We start from the raw sequence: 16,290 nt of genomic DNA, 5'->3' as shown, positions 1-16,290 counted from the left end.
GCAGGGTTCAGCTGGAGGCGAGCTCGAGGGCCTGACGGGCGATCGCGAGCTCCTCGTCCGTGGGGACGACCATGACGCGCACCGCCGAGGACTTCGAGGAGACCGTGCGGATGCCCTTCGACCGCTGCGCGTTCTGCTCTGCATCGATCTCGATGCCGAAGGCCTCGAGCCCCTCGAGCGCTCCCGAGCGGACCTCGGCGACGTTCTCCCCGATCCCCGCGGTGAAGGTGATGACGTCGATCCCTCCCATCGCGAAGGCGTAGGACCCGATGTACTTGCGCAGGCGGTGGAGGTAGATCTCCATCGCGAGCGTCGCATCCTCGTTGCCCTGCTCGATGGCCGAGGTGATGTCGCGGAAATCGCTCATGCCGCACAGGCCCTTCATGCCCGACTGCTTGTTCAGCAGGGCGTCGATCGCATCGACCGTCATGCCCGCGCTGCGGTGCAGATGGGCGTAGACCGCCGGATCGATGTCGCCGGTGCGCGTGCCCATCACGAGCCCCTCGAGAGGGGTCAGGCCCATCGACGTGTCGATCGGCGAGCCTCCGCGCACCGCGGAGACCGATGCGCCGTTGCCCAGGTGCAGCACGATCTGACGGAGGTCGGAGACGTCGCGCCCCTCCGCGGCGAGCGCCGCCGAGACCTGCTCGGAGACGTACTGGTGGCTGGTGCCGTGGGCGCCGTAGCGACGGATCCGGTACTCGCTCGCGACACCCTTGTTCAGCGCATAGTTCTTGGAGCGCTCGGGCAGGTCGACGAAGAAGGCGGTGTCGAAGACGGCCACGTGCGGGATGTCCGGCAGCAGCTCGCGGGCGGCGTCGATGCCGTCGACCGCGGGCGGATTGTGCAGCGGGGCGAGGGAGCTGAGGTCCGAGATCTGATCGCGCACCCATGAGTCGATCCGGTGCGGCTGCGAGAAGCGCGCCCCGCCCTGGACGACACGATGGCCCACGGCCACCACGTTGGCGTCGGCGAGCGACAGGCCCACCTGGTCGAACAGCCCCGAGACGATCTTCATCGCCTGCACGTGATCGCGCACCTCGCCGCGATAGGGCGCGCGGGCGCTGCCCGCCTCGATCCGCGCGTCTCCGCTGTCCAGGCCGATCCGCTCGACGATGCCGGAGGCGAAGACCTCCGGGGTCACGGGATCCACCAGCTGGAACTTCAGCGAGGAGGACCCGGAGTTGATCACCAGGACGGTCTCGGCGCCGGACGGGGCGTTCGCCCCGTGCTCAGCGGAGTCGGAGCGGCCGGCGGGGGAGTACGGGCTCATGCGGGGTCCTTCGTCTCGGAGGAGGGGGCGGGGCCGGAGGCGTCCTCGGCCTGCGCCTGGATCGCGGTGATGACCACGGTGTTGATGATGTCGTCGACCAGGGCGCCGCGGGAGAGGTCGTTGACCGGCTTGTTCAGGCCCTGCAGGACCGGGCCGATCGCGATCGCCCCGGCTGAGCGCTGGACCGCCTTGTAGGTGTTGTTGCCCGTGTTGAGGTCCGGGAAGACGAACACCGTGGCACGGCCGGCGACGGCGGAGTCGGGCAGCTTGGTCTTGGCCACGGAGGCGTCGACTGCGGCGTCGTACTGGATGGGGCCCTCGACGTCGAGCTCGGGATGCTGAGAGCGCACGGCGGCGGTGGCCTCGCGGACCTTGTCGACATCCGCTCCGGAGCCGGAGGTGCCGGTCGAGTAGGACAGCATCGCCACTCGCGGCTCCACACCGAACTGGCGGGCCGTCTGCGCGGACTGCACGGCGATGTCGGCGAGCTGCTCGGCCGTCGGATCGGGGTTCACGGCGCAGTCCCCGTAGACCAGGACCCGGTCCTGGAGCGCCATCAGGAACACCGAGGAGACGATCTTCGCATCGGGCTTGGTCTTGATGATCTCGAAGCTCGGGCGGATGGTGTGGGCGGTGGAGTGCACCGCGCCCGAGACCATGCCGTCGGCCTCTCCCATCTGCACCATCATCGTGCCGAAGTAGGAGACGTCCTGGACCTTCTCACGGGCCTGCTCCAGGGTGACGCCCTTCTTGGCGCGCAGCCGCGCGTACTCGGCCGCATACTTCTCGACCAGCTCGGGATCCTGCGGGGAGACGATGCGCGCCTCGGTGATGTTGTGCCCCAGCTGGGAGGCCTTCGCCCGGATGACCTTCTCGTCGCCGAGGAGGATCAGATCGGCCACGCCCCGAGCGAGGAGAGCGTCGGCCGCTGCGAGGATGCGGGGCTCGTCGCCCTCGGGCAGGACGATCCGCTTCTTCGCGCCGCGCGCCCGCGCCAGCAGCTCGAACTCGAACATGAGCGGAGTGACCACCTCGCTGCGGGTCAGCTCCAGCGCCTGCAGCACATCGGAGGTCGGAAGGTGCTCGGCCACGGCCCGTCGGGCGGCGTCGAGCTTCTGCGGGCTGTGGACGTTCAGCCGGCCCCGAGTGCGGTCCACGCGGACCGCCGTGTCGAAGGTGGACAGGTCGGTCGCGATGATCGGCAGATCCTGCTGGATGCCCTCGACGAGCCGGGTGACGGACTCGGGGATCTCGTAGCCGCCCGTGAGGATGATCGAGGAGAGCGCCGGGAGCGTGCCCGACTGCTGCGCCAGGACCAGCCCGGGCAGCAGGTCGTAGCGATCGCCGGGGGCGACCACGGTCACGCTCTCCGTCAGCCGCTCCAGGACGTTGGGCAGGCTCATCGCGGCGATCACGGTGCCGAGCGCCACGCGATCGAGCCATTCGGGGCTGCCCATCAGCAGCGTGCCGTCGACTGCGGTCTGCAGCTCCGCGATGGTCGGGGCCATGATCACCGGGTTCTCGGGGAGCGCCGAGACCAGGGCGGTGGGGACCTTGGCCGAGACGGCCTCGCGCACCTGCGCGAGCTCGTCGGCCGCGGCGCGGTTGACGATCACGGCGATCGGTGTGGCGTGATGGCCGGAGAACTCGCCGACGGCGACGGCGGCCAGGGCGCCGATCTGCTCGGGCGTGCGCCCCATGCCGGAGACGACGATCACGACCGGCGCCGAGAGGTTCGCGGCGACCTCGGCGTTGAAGGAGAGCTCGGTGGGATTGGCCAGGTCGTCGTAGTCCGAGCCGAGGACCACCAGCAGCGAGTACCGCTGGGCGAGCTCGTGGTGCTTGCGCAGGATCTGCTCGTGGGCGGCCTCCGGATCGGACAGCATCAGCTGGTAGTCCACGCCGATGGCGTCGTCATACGCCTGATCGACGGCGGGATGGGTGGTGAGCAGATCGACGGCGTAGTCCCTCGTGCTGGTGGACTTCACGACCGGGCGGAACACGCCGACCCGATCCGAGCTGGAGGCGAGGGCCTCCAGCAGTCCGAAGGCCACGATGGACTTCCCGGTCATCCCCTCGGGGCTGGCGACGTACACGCTTTGCGACACGTCGACCACCTTAGACAGCGGAACCTGCCAGCGGGAGGGGCAGGAGTCCCTGCAACCGGTGCCGGGGATGTGATGCGTGCGCATCGGCCCCGCCCTGTGGCCCTCCTGGACCGGTTGATCGCCGTCGTCCGAGCCGCCCTGCTCCGGCAGGAGTGAGCCAGGGCACGCCGGACGGTCCCGTCGGAGGCCATCCTCAGGCACCCCTCCTACCATGGGGGGCATGCTGCGCGTCGCTCTCCGTCCCCGCTACCTCGGGCTGCTCGCCCTCATGGTGGCGGCGACGATCGTGTGCGGACTCCTCGCGAGCTGGCAGTGGGATCGCGCGCACCGCAGCATGGCGTCCGAGCAGGCCAAGAGCGCGCTGGAGTCCGAGGACGCCTCGGATCTGCTGGACGTCCTCGGCATCGGCGATGTCGTCACCAACGATCTCGACGGCCTCACCGTCTTCGCGACCGGCGAGTTCGCCGAGGACGAGCAGGTGCTCGTGGCCGATCGCCGCATCGACGGCACGGACGCGGTGATCGTGGTGACCGCCCTGCACGTGCCCCTCGAGGACGGCCGCGAGGCGCTGCTCCCCGTCGCTCGGGGCTGGATCGCCGCCGATGATGTCACCGGCGCGGACGGCGAGATCGACCCCTCCCTCATCCCGTCGGCACCGTCCGGAGAGGTCACGATCGTCGGCATGCTGGAGGCGAGCGAGGCGGCCGCCGGCGGCGTGGAGGACGGCTTCGCCTCCGAGATCGCGACCCCTCAGCTGGTGAACGTCTGGGGCGGACCGATGTTCTCGGGGTATGTCGGCCAGACCTCCGCCTCGGAGGGCCTGCAGCCGATGCCGGAGGCGGAGTCCTCCTTCTCCCGCGGACTCGACCTCCAGAACCTCGGCTACGCCGCGCAGTGGATCCTGTTCGGGGTCTTCTTCCTCTATCTGTGGTTCCGCACCGTGCGGACCGCCCATCTCGACGAGCTCGCCGCCCAGCGCGAGGCGCTCGAGGCCGCCCTCGCGCCGTCGAGTCCGGCCGACGGCGCGTCGTCGGCCCCCGCTGTCCACGGCGCCGAGGGCGTCGCACCCGCTTCCGGCGCCGAGAGCGCCGCCCGAGTCCAGGAGGACGCCGATGCCGGAACCCCGGCCGCTCGATGAGATCCAGGCCCGCACCTCGTTCGCCCGCTTCCGCGTGGCGTCGATCGTCGAGGGCATCGCCCTTCTCGTCCTGTGCGTGATCATGGTGATGCGCTACATCGTCTTCTCGGGAACCGAGACCCAGGCGACCTGGGAGCAGGTGTCCTCCGTCTGGTCGCCGATCCACGGTCTGATCTACATGGTCTACGTGATCCTCGGCTTCGACCTGTGGCTCAAGATGCGCTGGAAGCTCCCGCGCATGCTGCTGCTCATGTTCTTCGGTGTGATCCCGGTGCTGTCGTTCGTGGGGGAGCGCTGGACCCATGCCCGCGTGGACCACGATCTGCGCACGCGTCCGACGATCCAGGACGCCGAGCGCGCCGGAGCCTGACCGCTGCGGGGCGAGCGTGACGAACGCGGTGCGTCCGCAGTGCGCGCGGAGTCCCGCCCGGCCGTGCGCGCACCGTAGACTCGCGGGGTGACCGATACCGATCAGCGCCCCGTCCTCGTCGTCGACTTCGGCGCCCAGTACGCCCAGCTCATCGCCCGCCGCGTCCGCGAGGCCCGCGTGTACTCCGAGGTCGTGCCGCACACGATGCCGGCCGCGGAGATCCTCGCCAAGCAGCCCCGGGCGATCATCCTCTCCGGAGGCCCCAGCTCCGTCTACGAGCCCGGTGCCCCGCGCCTCGACCGCGCGCTGCTCGAGGCGGGAGTGCCCGTGCTCGGCCTCTGCTACGGGTTCCAGTCGATGGCGGCCGCCCTCGGCGGCACCGTCTCGGCGACCGGTGTCCGCGAGTACGGCGCCACCCGGCTCCAGGCTCTCGACGGTGACTCCGCCCTGCTGCACGCGCAGGACCTCGACCAGAACGTGTGGATGAGCCACGGGGACTCCGTCTCCGAGGCTCCCGAGGGCTTCCAGGTCCTCGCGACCTCCGCCGGCAGTCCGGTCGCGGCCTTCGAGAACACCGAGAAGTGCCTCTTCGGCGTCCAGTGGCATCCCGAGGTCGGCCACTCCGACCGCGGCCAGGAGGTGCTCGAGAACTTCCTGTACCGCGGAGCCGGGATCGAGCCGACGTGGACCACCGGCAACGTCATCGAGGAGCAGGTCGAGCGGATCCGAGCCCAGGTGGGCGACGGCACCGCCATCTGCGGGCTCTCCGGCGGCGTGGACTCCGCCGTCGCCGCGGCGCTCGTGCAGCGTGCCATCGGCGACCGCCTCACCTGCGTCTACGTGGACCACGGGCTCATGCGGCAGGACGAGTCCGCGCAGATCGAGAAGACCTTCGGCGAGTCCACCGGCGGGGCGAAGCTGGTCATGGTCGATGCCGAGGAGCAGTTCCTCAGCGCGCTCGCCGGGGTCACCGACCCCGAGCAGAAGCGCAAGATCATCGGCCGCGAGTTCATCCGCGCCTTCGAGGGGGCCCAGGCCGACATCCTGCGCGAGCAGGGCATCGTGGCGGGGACCGGAGCGGCCGCCCATACCGCGTCGTCCATGCACAAGGCCTTCCTCGTGCAGGGCACCCTCTACCCGGACGTCGTCGAGTCCGGCGGCGGTGAGGGCGCGGCCAACATCAAGAGCCACCACAACGTCGGCGGCCTGCCGGAGGACCTCTCCTTCGAGCTCGTCGAGCCGCTGCGGCTGCTGTTCAAGGACGAGGTCCGCGCCGTCGGCTCCGCCCTCGGACTGCCCGACGAGATCGTCTGGCGTCAGCCCTTCCCCGGACCCGGTCTGGGCATCCGGATCATCGGTGAGGTCACCAAGGAGCGTCTGGACATCCTCCGTGCCGCCGACGCCATCGCACGCGAGGAGCTCACCGCCGCGGGCCTGGACCGCGACATCTGGCAGTGCCCGGTGGTGCTCCTCGCGGACGTCCGCTCCGTGGGCGTCCAGGGCGACGGCCGCACCTACGGCCACCCGGTCGTCCTGCGCCCTGTGACCAGCGATGATGCCATGACTGCGGACTGGGCGAAGGTTCCCTACGAGGTCCTCGGCCGCATCTCCACGCGGATCACGAACCAGGTCCCGGAGATCAACCGCGTCACCCTCGACGTCACGAGCAAGCCGCCGGGCACGATCGAGTGGGAGTGAGACTCTCCCCAGGCCGGCGCTGACGTGCCGCACGACGGGCCGGGCGCCCCCATCCTCCGCGGAGGACGAGGGCGCCCGGCCCGTCCGTCGTCAGCTCAGGCCGACGGCGGCTCGAGAAGCCGTGACGGATGGGCCGACGCCGTGGCGTGCCAGGTCTCGGTGCGCTCGAAGGTCGTGAAGCCCATCGCCTCGTAGAGTCCGTCGGCTCCCGTCGGGGAGTCCGCGTCCACCTCCAGCTCCACGCGCGACCGGCCGCGCTGGGCCGCGTCGGCGAAGGCGGCGCGCAGGAGCGACTTGGCGATGCCGTGGCCGCGGGCGCTGCGGTGCACGCCGAGGTACTCGAGGTAGGTGCCCTCGCCGAGGTCCCCCTGGGGCGCCTGCCGTGCGGCGACGAGGCCCCCGGCGGGCAGCCAGCGGCCCTCCCGCTCGACCTCCGCGATCCACCAGTGGTCCCAGTCCGCATCCTGCGGGTCCTCGACCAGTCGCTGCACGAACTCGGCGAAGGACTCCCGGTAGGAGCCCCAGTGGTCCGCGAAGGACTCCTCGAGCATGCGGTGCACGGTGGTGACGTCCTGGGCGACCGGGAGCCCGGAGGGGTGGAGGCGCACGCGCCGCACTCTGGTCCCCTCACGGGGAGCGGGCAGGCCGTCGGCCTCCGCAGGGTCCACCGGCCGGCGCATGTGCAGCCAGCTGCGCACCCGCGTGTAGCCGGACGCGGCGAGGAGCCGAGCCCGATCCTCGTCCAGAGCGTTCGCCGTCGCGTCGAGCTGCGTGGACTCCACGCCGCGATGGCGTGCGAAGGAGCCGCCCACCTCGACCGCCCAGTCCAGCAGCGCGGCGACGACGGCATCTCGGCAGGGGATCCGTCGGTCCGCCGCCCACTGGACGTTCGTGCGTCCGCTCGCGCGGTCCTCGAGCGCCATCCACGCCAGCGGCGGAGCATCGGTGGGGGCGCCGTCGGCCTCGGAGGGGACGACGACGACCTGGCGGCGCGACCAGGACCGTGGGCCCACCAGACGGGACCGCAGGCCGTCGACGGAGACGACGGCGTCAGGAGTATGGGTCCGCATGTCCGCCGTGAGCAGCGCCGCGAGCGGCCCCACATCGGTCTCCTCGGGCAGGCGCGAGGCGAACCCGTCGGGGAGATCGGGCGGGAAATGATCTGAATGCGGCACGAGTCCATGGTGGCACGTTCCCGCTGGGATCCATCGCCGGCGCATCGGCGATCCGTCGCGGCCGCGGGGAGATGGAGCCGGTGCGTCGGCGTACCTCAGAACGGCGGACGGCCCCCTGCCGCAGGGCAGGAGGCCGTCCGTCCGAAGTCGTCCGTCGGGGGAGCGGATCGGTGGTCAGCTCCGGGCGGGGCCGTCCGCCCGATGCGTGGGCTCTCCGCTGTCGTCGGGCCCGACCTCCGGGAACTCGCCGGTCACGGTCACGGACTCGCTCGCACCCACCGCGGCGAGAGCACCGGTGGTGGTGTCCCGGAGCTCGTGGTGCTCGCCGCCATCGGCCTCATCGGCCTCATGCAGGGTGTCGCGCAGCGGCACCTGCTTGATGAACAGCGAGATGATCAGAGCCAGCACGACGAAGGGGAGCGCCGTGAGGAAGACGTCGTGCATCGCGATGCCCATCCCGGAGCGGATCGGCTCGACGAGGAAGGAGGGCAGCTGCTCGAGCGCCTCCGGATCCAGCACGGCGGACTCGAGATCGGAGGAGTCCATGCCGCCCTCCTGCTGGAGCGCTGCGAGCTGCTCGGCGGGGAGCTTCTCCAGCTCGTTCTGGATCGCGTCGGCCATCTGGGAGGACATGACGGTGCCGAGCACCGCGGTGCCGATGGTGGAGCCGATGTTGCGGAAGAACTGGATCGCCGCGGTGGCGATGCCCAGCTCCCGCTGCGCGACGGCGTTCTGCACGACCAGCGTATACACCTGCATGGAGAGCCCCAGGCCCAGGCCGATCACGATCATCGCGAGGGTCAGATGCCACTGGGAGTCGCCGAACTGCAGGCGGGCGAGCAGCGCATATCCGACCACGAGCACCACACCGCCGATCACGAGGAACGGCTTGTACCGGCCGGTCCGGGTGATGAGCAGGCCGACGACGATCGAGGTGAGGATCATCGCCACGGACAGCGGGATGAGGATCGCACCGGAGTTCGTGGCCGAGACCCCCATGACGCCCTGTGCGTAGACGGGGATGTAGATGATCGCACCGAACATCGCGACCGCGATCGCGAAGGATGCGGCCACCGACAGCGCCACGATAGGTCGTCCCAGCAGATGCATCGGGAGCAGCGGCTCGGGCACCTTGGTCTCGACCACCACGAAGGCGACCAGGAACACGGCGGCGACGGCGTACATGCCGATGATGGTGGGCGAGGACCAGGCGTAGGAGTTGCCGCCCCAGGTGGTCGCGAGCAGGGCGATCACCAGGCCGGGGGTCAGCGTGAGCATCCCCAGCAGGTCGACCTTGCCGTGCTGCGAGGAGACCGGCAGATGCAGGTAGCGCAGGATGAAGACGAAGGCCGCGATGCCGATCGGGAGGGTCAGGTAGAACAGCCAGCGCCAGCCGAAGTTGTCGGTGATGGTGCCGCCGATGAGGGGGCCCACCACGGAGGTCACGCCGAAGACGGCGCCCATGATGCCCTGGTACTTGCCGCGCTGCCGGGGCGGGATGATGTCGCCGATGATCGTCTGGGACAGCGGCATCAGGGTGCCCATGCCCAGGCCCTGCACGGCGCGGGCGAAGACCAGGAACCAGAAGCCCTGGGAGAGTCCCGCCAGGATGGAGCCGATCATGAACACGGCGAGCCCGCCGAGGTAGAACCAGCGTCGCCCGTAGAGATCGGACAGCTTGCCGACGATCGGCACGGCCACGGCGGACACCAGCATCGCAGCGGTGGCGATCCAGCTGTAGTGCTCGACGCCGCCGAGCTCGGCGACGATGCGGGGCATGGCGGGGCCGACGATGGTCTGCGACAGGGATGCGACGAACATGCCGAGCATGAGGCCGATGAAGACCAGCTTGCCCTGCCGGTCCAGGCCGGTGAACTCCTGCGGCGCGGAGGACCCTGACGCCGATGGGTGTGGTGTGCTCACGAGTACCTCGGGGAGAGTTGGACGGACATTCGGATGGGGCGCGCTCCGGCGCGCCCGATGGCCTCGGCACGTCCTCGGGCGTCGACCGAGACATGCTAGCCAACAAGTGCACTCACTGCACTATTGCACTCGATGCAGGATTTGTGAGATGGCGGACCTTCCGGGATCAGGCCTCCCCTCGCCCGACCTACGATGGCGTCGTGACCGATACCAGCGCCCCTGACCGCGTCCCGGCTCCTGAGGAGATGGGGCTGAGGGAGCAGAAGAAGCTGCTGACCAGGGTTGCGATGCATCGCGCGGCCCTGGAGCTGGTCGCGGAGAACGGTCTGGCGGGCGTCACGGTCCAGATGATCGCGCGCCGTGCGGGCGTGTCCACGCGCACCTTCTTCAACCACTGGTCCACCAAGGAGGCGGCGATCCTCGGCGTGGTGGGGGACGAGGCGTCGCGCACCGTGGCGACCCTGCAGGGCCATCTGGTTCTGCTCCCGCCCCGCGACGCCCTGCGCGCCACGATCCGGGAAGCGATCTCGAACGCTCCTGTCGACACGGGACTCCGCGAGCTGAAGAAGCAGGTCATGGCGAGGGAGCCGACGCTCCAGCTGATGTCCACCGGCAACCTCCAGGCCATGCAGGCGGAGCTGATCGAGACGCTCGCCGAGGCTATCGAGGGGGATCGCGCACACGACCGTGCCGTGATCATGGTCCAGGTGGCCTTCGGTCTCGCGCGCAGCGCCTTCGCCATCTCGATGCGTCAGGGGACCGACCTCGTGGCCGCCTTCGACTGGGTGGTCGCGCAGTTCCCCCGGGACGAGCACCCGACGGGCGAGCACCTGACGGAGAAGCTCCCGACGGAAGAGCTCCCGCGAGACGAGCTCCCGGGGGACGCTCTCAGGAGCTGACGCTCAGCGCAGCAGCCGACCGGTGCCGCCCGTCCACCCTCGACCGTCGGCGAGACGATCGGCCACGCCCTGCTCGAGTCGGGTGCGACGGGGCAGCGCGGCGACGTCGGCGGGCGGGCGCTGCCCGAACACGAAGAACAGGGCCCCGTCATCCATCCGGGCGCGGTCGAGGAGATCCCAGCGCGCCGCGAAGCGGGCGAGGTTGGAGCCCTCACCGGTGATCTCCGCGAGCTGATCGCTCAGGAGCCACGAGTCGCAGACGAACTCGTGCCCGATCCGCGGCTCCTGCGCGCCGCGGCCGTCGTCCAGATCCGCATAGTGCTCGCCGAAGTAGGCGGTCGCGGCATCGAAGGACGCGTCCACCTGCGTGGGGTCGAGCGGTCCGGTCGCGGGGATGTGCGTGCCGACGACCCAGCGCTCGGGCTCGTCGGACCGGGTCGCTGCAAGTCCGTGCTCGAGGCGGGAGGTCCTGCGCCGGTGCAGGTCGAACTGCAGGCGGCCCAGATGGACCAGCCTCCCCGCCCAGTTGACGCTGACCCAGTTCAGCTGGTGGAGGCCCAGCAGGCCCGTCCCCGCGCGATGCACCCGCATCTGCTGGCCGAGGTCCGAGAGGACGTGCTCGGACTGCTCGGGCGCGAGCCCACGAGCAGCATGCCAGGCCCGGACGGTGTCGGTCGAGACCGTGAGGGCGAGGACGGGGATCAGGCCCTCTCCGGGCGTCAGCCGCCTCTGGAGCGCGTCATGGTGCGCCTTGTGCGCCTCGAGGTCCAGCGCTGTCGCGTGCAGCCCGGCCGCGGATCGCAGGCGGTTCGCGATCCCGGTGATCTCCTCGAGGAGCTCGGGATCCTCGGCGGCCGCCTCGGCCAGCGGGATCAGCTCCTCGGCATCAGGACCGACGATCCCGAGACGGCCGAGTCGCTCCTGCCGCTCGGACCGGGAGTCCTCGGCGAGGAGCTCCCGCACCTCCGTGATGCTCAGCTCGCGCTCGGCCCGCACCACGATCGGGGGCGGGGCCGCGGCCACTGGGCCGGAGGAGCGGAGGGGAGCGCCGCCGTCGGGGGCCCCGGCGGCGGACGGGGCGGGGACGTCGGGCGGGATCGGAGGCATGACGCCACGCTATCGGGTGATCGGTCCTGCGGACGACGGTGGCCCCCGGTCCGAGCGGACCGGGGGCCACCTGTGGCGAGCGGCGGAGCGCTCAGCGGATCACTTGCCCTGGTTGGCGACGGCCTCGGCAGCGGCCTTCGCAGCGACCGGGTCGAGATAGCGGCCGCCCTTCTCGAGGGGGCGGAAGTCCTCGTCGAGCTCGTACACCAGCGGCTGGCCGGTGGGGATGTTGAGCCCCGAGATCTCTTCGTCGGAGATGCCGTCGAGGTACTTCACGAGCGCGCGCAGCGAGTTCCCATGAGCAGCGATCAGGACGGTCCTGCCCGCGACCAGGTCGGGCTTGATGCCCTCCTCCCAGTAGGGGAGGAAGCGGGCCACGACGTCCTTGAGGCACTCCGACTTCGGAAGCTGGTCGCCGAGGCCCGCATACTGCGGGTCCTGGTCCTGGCTGAACTCGGTGCCGAACTCGATCTCCGGCGGCGGCGTGTCGTAGGAGCGGCGCCAGGCCATGAACTGCTCGTCGCCGTACTTGTCGCGGATCTCGGTCTTGTTCATGCCCTGGAGGGCGCCGTAGTGGCGCTCGTTCAGCCGCCAGTCGCGCTTGACGGGGATCCAGTGGCGATCGGCGGCATCGAGGGCCAGGTTGGCGGTCATGATGGCGCGCCGCTGCAGCGAGGTGTGCACGACGTCGGGGAGGATCCCGGCCTCCTTGAGCAGGACGCCGCCGCCGGTGGCCTCCTCCTTGCCCTTCTCGGTCAGGGCCACGTCGACCCAGCCGGTGAAGAGGTTCTTCGCGTTCCATTCGCTCTCGCCATGGCGGAGCAGCACGAGTGTGTAGGTCATGCCCCCAGCGTACGTGAGAGCGGCCGCTACGATCCCGACGTGACCACCGAGACGCCTCCCCGCCCCGCCCATGATCTCGAAGCCCCTCTCGATGCCCCCGTCGTCCTGCTGGATCTCGACGGGACCCTCGTCGACTCCTCGCCGGGGATCCTCGCCAGCCTCGACCGCGCCTTCGCCGCCTGCGGAGAGCAGCGGCCGACGGACGAGGTGCTGAGGACCTTCCTCGGCCCGCCGCTGACGGAGTCCTTCGAGGAGGTGCTGGGGATGACCTCCGAGCGCTCGGAGGCGATGCGGCGAGCCTATGTCGAGCACTACGTCGGCGGAGGCTTCAGATCCTCCGTCGTCTATCCGGGGATGCCGGAGCTCATCCGCGATCTCGCGTCCGATGGCCGCACGGTGGCGGTGGCCACCAACAAGGCCGAGACGACGGCGGAGCTGCTGCTCGCCCACCTCGGCATCGCCGACGACCTCGCGCTGATCGGGGGCACCGATCTCGTCGTCGGCCGCCGGGACAAGGCCGCGGTGATCGCGAGCGTCCTCGAGCGGCTCGGGCAGACCAGGGCGGTGATGGTCGGCGATCGCCTGCACGATGTGCACGGAGCGGCGGCCAACGGGCTCCCGACCGTGCTCGTGGGCTGGGGTTACGGCGGCGATGCCGAGCGCTCCTATGAGGGGCCCGTCGCCCCGAGCGTCGAGGACCTCGGGCGCCTGCTGCGGGGCGCAGGCACACGACGAGCCTGAGTGCGCAGACGACCGGGCCCTGGCCGGATCCGGGATCCGGCTTCCGACCAGGATGTCGACGAGGAGTCCGGTCAGGCCTCGACGAGGATCGTCATCGGACCGTCGTTGACCAGGCTCACGCGCATGTGCGCGCCGAACTCACCGGTCTCCGCCTGGACGCCCCGCGCTCTGATCGCGTCGACGACCTGATCGACGAGCGGTTCGGCGACGGGGCCAGGGGCGGCGCGGCTCCAGGAGGGGCGGCGCCCCTTCCGCACGTCGGCGTAGAGGGTGAACTGGGAGACCACCAGGACCTGGGCGCCGGCCTCGAGCACGGAGCGTTCGCCCTCGAGGATCCGCAGCTCGCAGATCTTGCGGGCGATGATGGAGACCTGCTCGGGTCCGTCCTCATGGGTGACGCCGATCAGCGCCAGCAGACCCTCTCCGCTGACCGCACCGACCCGGGTGCCGTCGACCTCGACGCTCGCGCCGTCGACTCTCTGCAGTACTGCACGCATGACTCGATGTTATGTGCACGGCGAGTGCGGTCCTCGCCGCAGGCAGGGCTCACTGCAGCGGGATCGAGCCGATCCTGCGCTCCTGGGTGGGGGAGTCGTCGCCGGAGCCGCGGGAGGGACGCGCGCTCGGAGGGGCCGGGGCTCCGCCCGACGGACCCGCGGCAGGCCGTGCACCCCCTGCCGCCGCACCGCCTGCCGTCGCGCCCTCCGACGGTGCGGTGCGCTGGTGCGCGGCGCGGTCAGCCCCGGCATCGAGCGCGGGCAGCGGGATCGTCGGCGGCTCCGGAGGGAGGCGAGTCTCGGCGCGAGGGCTGCGGTCCGGCTGAGGGTGCCCGCCCTGGGGCTGCTCTCCCCGGGGATGCCTGCCCTGGGGCTGCCCTCCCTGGGCCGGGAACGGAGGAGCGCTCTGAGGGGGCGGTCCGGATCCGGGCGCCGGAGCGGTGGGCTGCGGCGGGGCGGTGGGCTGCGGTGGGGCGGTGGGCTGAGCCGACGCCGAGGCGGTGGGAGTGGCAGCGGACCCCGGCGCGGGAGAGGTCGGAGCGACCGTCCCGTCGCGCGCCGCACGGCGAGCGGACTCGGCGGCGCGAGCACGCTCCACCCACTCCTCGGCGACCCTCACGATGGCCTCGGTGGCCGCCTCCCAGGAGGCCTCCTGCTGCCGGTGCGGACCGGTGGCCAGGGAGAGCACGACGCCTGCTGAGCGCAGCGCGAGCTCCGTCGGATCCACGCGGTCGACGAACACCTGGTGCCAGGACCCGATGGCTCCCTCGACCCTCTGCTGCATCGCGCGGTCGATGCGTCCGGTGTTCCCGTAGTCGGCCAGGACGCTGAGATGCGCGAGCAGGCAGGCGAGATCGTCGGCCCGCCTGCCCGGACCCACCGTGTCGATGTCCAGCAGGCCCACCACCCTGCCGCCGTCGACGAAGACCTGCGCCTCGTAGAAGTCGCCGTGGACGACGTCGTGCGCCTGGGTGTCCATCCGCTGGTCGACCGCGGCGAGCCCTTCCCGGATCGAGCGCACGAGCGCATCCAGCCGCGGTCCGAGCGAGGGCAGCGACGAGGCCACGATCCCCGCGTAGAACTCCACCGAATCCGTCCACGGGGGACGGAGCGGCAGCGAGTACATCGATGCGGGGAGGCGATCCAGCAGCGCCACCAGATCCTGCCCGCTGCAGGCGGCGACGCCCTCGTCGACCACGGCCCGCGCGAGGGGGCGGCCCGGCAGCTCCTTGAGGACCACCAGACCGTCATGGTGGGCGAGAACCTCCGGCACCGGAACGCCCGCTGACAGCAGGTGCTGATGCCGCTCGACGATCTCCCCGCTGCGGTGGGGCTGCATCACCTTGAGGAACACGCCGACCGGCCCCTGGCTCGCGCGCAGGACGGCGCGCCGGCCCGGTCGGTAGGAGACGACGTCGATCGCGATCGGTGCTGACGGGTCCGGGCCCAGGTTCACGCCCAGGTCATGCAGGGTCCGGCCGACGACGTCGGGGTAGCAGACGTGCGGGAGCATCGGCAGCCACGGGTCGTGGGGGTAGCGCCAGACGCGCACGTTGATGTCCCCGTCGGTCATCACGAGCGTCTGCTCGGCGACGTAGAGATCCTTCTCTCTCTCGCCGATGTGCGCGCTGGCACCGAAGAGCTCCTCGCGCGCGGGCGCCTGCGGGCCGTCGAGCTCGGGCCAGGAGACCATCGTGCGGTACAGCGCCTTGGTGCTGCGACCGGGGCGATGGTCGACATGGTCCAGCTGCCAGCTGTGCAGCACTCCACCGGAGTTGCTGACGGCCGAGCGGAGCAGACCCCCCGCGCCGGGCCCGGTGAGAAGCTCCGAGCCGTCCTGCGTACGTGACATGTGGGTGTTTCTACCAGGTGTGAAGGGCCATCTGGGCGTCAGTGCCTACGATGCTTGCATGGTTGATCGTACCGACAGCGCCCTCGGGGCGAACCTCCTCGGCATTCCTGAGACCCGTCTTCCCGACGACTTCGTCGATGTGGAGGTCTCCCAGCTGATCTCCGACGGCGACGATCCGGTCGACGTCGCCCGGCGCCATCCTGACTCGCCGCTCGCATGGGCGAGCTGCGCGCAGGAGGCTCTCGCCGACGGCGATGACGTCGTGGCCTACGCCTTCGCGCGCACCGGCTATCACCGCGGGCTCGACGCGCTGCGGCGCGCCGGTTGGCGCGGCCAGGGGCCGATCCCCGCCTCCCATGCCCCGAACCGGGGGTTCCTGCGAGCACTGGCGATGCTGGGCGAGGCATCCCGTCGCATCGGCGACGACGCCGAGGCCGAGCGCATCCAGGACTTCCGCCGCGAGGCAGATCCGAGCCTGCTCTCCTGATCGGCTCCGCTGATCGGCTTCGCTGATCGGCTCCTTCCCGTGCTCGGTGCTCCGCGCGAGCGGTCGGCATGAGCGTCTCGGCTGCGGGGACGCCCGGGCGTGTCAGAGAGACTCTCCCCACGCCCGGGCGTCCCCGCCTCGGGCGTCGTGCCCGGCTTGGTACGATCCCCTGGTCCTCA

General features: G+C 70.9%; 14 protein-coding genes. 6 read left to right on the top strand and 8 right to left on the bottom strand.

Going from position 1 to position 16,290, the window contains the following annotated elements:
- Positions 1-7 precede the first annotated feature (7 nt).
- Positions 8-1,273, bottom strand: coding sequence for an acetate kinase (locus ACZ5AJ_RS09985; RefSeq protein WP_464133645.1), 1,266 nt, complete (start codon positions 1,271-1,273; stop codon positions 8-10).
- Entirely contained in the window at positions 1,270-3,381 is a 2,112-nt protein-coding gene (gene pta / locus ACZ5AJ_RS09980) for a phosphate acetyltransferase (protein WP_464133642.1), read from the bottom strand. The genes ACZ5AJ_RS09985 and pta overlap by 4 nt, the downstream gene beginning before the upstream one ends.
- A 220-nt stretch (positions 3,382-3,601) precedes the next feature.
- On the opposite strand from pta, the gene ACZ5AJ_RS09975 reads away from it, so the two are divergent.
- From ACZ5AJ_RS09975 to guaA, 3 genes are all read left to right on the top strand, one after another.
- Entirely contained in the window at positions 3,602-4,519 is a 918-nt protein-coding gene (locus ACZ5AJ_RS09975) for an SURF1 family protein (RefSeq protein WP_464133640.1), read from the top strand.
- On the top strand, positions 4,494-4,889 hold the full coding sequence (locus ACZ5AJ_RS09970) for a DUF3817 domain-containing protein (protein ID WP_464133636.1): 396 nt from the start codon (positions 4,494-4,496) through the stop codon (positions 4,887-4,889). The genes ACZ5AJ_RS09975 and ACZ5AJ_RS09970 overlap by 26 nt, the downstream gene beginning before the upstream one ends.
- A gap of 87 nt (positions 4,890-4,976) precedes the next feature.
- Positions 4,977-6,587, top strand: a complete 1,611-nt coding sequence (gene guaA, locus ACZ5AJ_RS09965; RefSeq protein ID WP_464133634.1) for a glutamine-hydrolyzing GMP synthase — start codon at positions 4,977-4,979, stop codon at positions 6,585-6,587.
- A gap of 95 nt (positions 6,588-6,682) precedes the next feature.
- Here guaA and ACZ5AJ_RS09960 read toward each other — a convergent pair whose 3' ends face one another.
- Both ACZ5AJ_RS09960 and ACZ5AJ_RS09955 read right to left on the bottom strand, forming a co-directional pair.
- Complete coding sequence (locus ACZ5AJ_RS09960; protein WP_464133631.1) at positions 6,683-7,762, bottom strand: GNAT family N-acetyltransferase; 1,080 nt, start codon at positions 7,760-7,762, stop codon at positions 6,683-6,685.
- Between the two features lie 174 nt (positions 7,763-7,936).
- Entirely contained in the window at positions 7,937-9,592 is a 1,656-nt protein-coding gene (locus tag ACZ5AJ_RS09955; RefSeq protein ID WP_464138746.1) for an MDR family MFS transporter, read from the bottom strand.
- A gap of 293 nt (positions 9,593-9,885) precedes the next feature.
- Here ACZ5AJ_RS09955 and ACZ5AJ_RS09950 point away from each other — a divergent pair, with 293 nt between their 5' ends.
- The gene (locus ACZ5AJ_RS09950; RefSeq protein WP_464133629.1) at positions 9,886-10,584 is read left to right on the top strand and encodes a TetR/AcrR family transcriptional regulator; all 699 of its coding nucleotides are present in this window, start codon (positions 9,886-9,888) and stop codon (positions 10,582-10,584) included.
- 3 nt (positions 10,585-10,587) lie between these two features.
- Here ACZ5AJ_RS09950 and ACZ5AJ_RS09945 read toward each other — a convergent pair whose 3' ends face one another.
- Together ACZ5AJ_RS09945 and ACZ5AJ_RS09940 are read right to left on the bottom strand one after the other, a co-directional pair.
- Positions 10,588-11,691, bottom strand: a complete 1,104-nt coding sequence (locus tag ACZ5AJ_RS09945) for an acyltransferase domain-containing protein (protein ID WP_464133626.1) — start codon at positions 11,689-11,691, stop codon at positions 10,588-10,590.
- Between the two features lie 99 nt (positions 11,692-11,790).
- Entirely contained in the window at positions 11,791-12,534 is a 744-nt protein-coding gene (locus ACZ5AJ_RS09940; protein ID WP_464133624.1) for a phosphoglyceromutase, read from the bottom strand.
- Positions 12,535-12,573: 39 nt separating this feature from the next.
- Here ACZ5AJ_RS09940 and ACZ5AJ_RS09935 point away from each other — a divergent pair, with 39 nt between their 5' ends.
- Positions 12,574-13,275, top strand: coding sequence for an HAD-IA family hydrolase (locus tag ACZ5AJ_RS09935; RefSeq protein ID WP_464133620.1), 702 nt, complete (start codon positions 12,574-12,576; stop codon positions 13,273-13,275).
- A 71-nt stretch (positions 13,276-13,346) separates the two neighbouring features.
- On the opposite strand, the gene dtd is transcribed toward ACZ5AJ_RS09935, so the two are convergent.
- Positions 13,347-13,772: a D-aminoacyl-tRNA deacylase gene (gene dtd, locus ACZ5AJ_RS09930; RefSeq protein WP_464133617.1), complete on the bottom strand. Its 426-nt coding sequence runs from the start codon at positions 13,770-13,772 to the stop codon at positions 13,347-13,349.
- 49 nt (positions 13,773-13,821) lie between these two features.
- A complete protein-coding gene (locus ACZ5AJ_RS09925) occupies positions 13,822-15,624 on the bottom strand; it encodes a phosphotransferase (RefSeq protein WP_464133613.1) in 1,803 nt (600 codons plus the stop codon).
- Positions 15,625-15,682: 58 nt separating this feature from the next.
- Between ACZ5AJ_RS09925 and ACZ5AJ_RS09920 the strand changes: the two genes are divergently transcribed.
- Positions 15,683-16,111 carry a DUF3151 domain-containing protein gene (locus ACZ5AJ_RS09920; protein WP_464133609.1) on the top strand — a complete coding sequence of 143 codons (429 nt, stop codon included), beginning with the start codon at positions 15,683-15,685 and terminating at the stop codon, positions 16,109-16,111.
- Positions 16,112-16,290 lie beyond the last annotated feature (179 nt).

It is taken from the genome of Brachybacterium zhongshanense (genome assembly GCF_055385755.1).
This window is presented reverse-complemented; position numbering and strand designations above follow the sequence as displayed.

What these genes read in the sequence shown, in the direction of transcription:
- ACZ5AJ_RS09925 (WP_464133613.1), bottom strand. Translation starts at nt 15,624, where the DNA reads ATGTCACGTACGCAGGACGGCTCGGAGCTTCTCACCGGGCCCGGCGCG.
- ACZ5AJ_RS09985 (WP_464133645.1), bottom strand. Translation starts at nt 1,273, where the DNA reads ATGAGCCCGTACTCCCCCGCCGGCCGCTCCGACTCCGCTGAGCACGGG.
- ACZ5AJ_RS09940 (WP_464133624.1), bottom strand. Translation starts at nt 12,534, where the DNA reads ATGACCTACACACTCGTGCTGCTCCGCCATGGCGAGAGCGAATGGAAC.
- dtd (WP_464133617.1), bottom strand. Translation starts at nt 13,772, where the DNA reads ATGCGTGCAGTACTGCAGAGAGTCGACGGCGCGAGCGTCGAGGTCGAC.
- ACZ5AJ_RS09970 (WP_464133636.1), top strand. Translation starts at nt 4,494, where the DNA reads ATGCCGGAACCCCGGCCGCTCGATGAGATCCAGGCCCGCACCTCGTTC.
- ACZ5AJ_RS09920 (WP_464133609.1), top strand. Translation starts at nt 15,683, where the DNA reads ATGGTTGATCGTACCGACAGCGCCCTCGGGGCGAACCTCCTCGGCATT.
- ACZ5AJ_RS09945 (WP_464133626.1), bottom strand. Translation starts at nt 11,691, where the DNA reads ATGCCTCCGATCCCGCCCGACGTCCCCGCCCCGTCCGCCGCCGGGGCC.
- ACZ5AJ_RS09955 (WP_464138746.1), bottom strand. Translation starts at nt 9,592, where the DNA reads ATGCTCGGCATGTTCGTCGCATCCCTGTCGCAGACCATCGTCGGCCCC.
- ACZ5AJ_RS09975 (WP_464133640.1), top strand. Translation starts at nt 3,602, where the DNA reads ATGCTGCGCGTCGCTCTCCGTCCCCGCTACCTCGGGCTGCTCGCCCTC.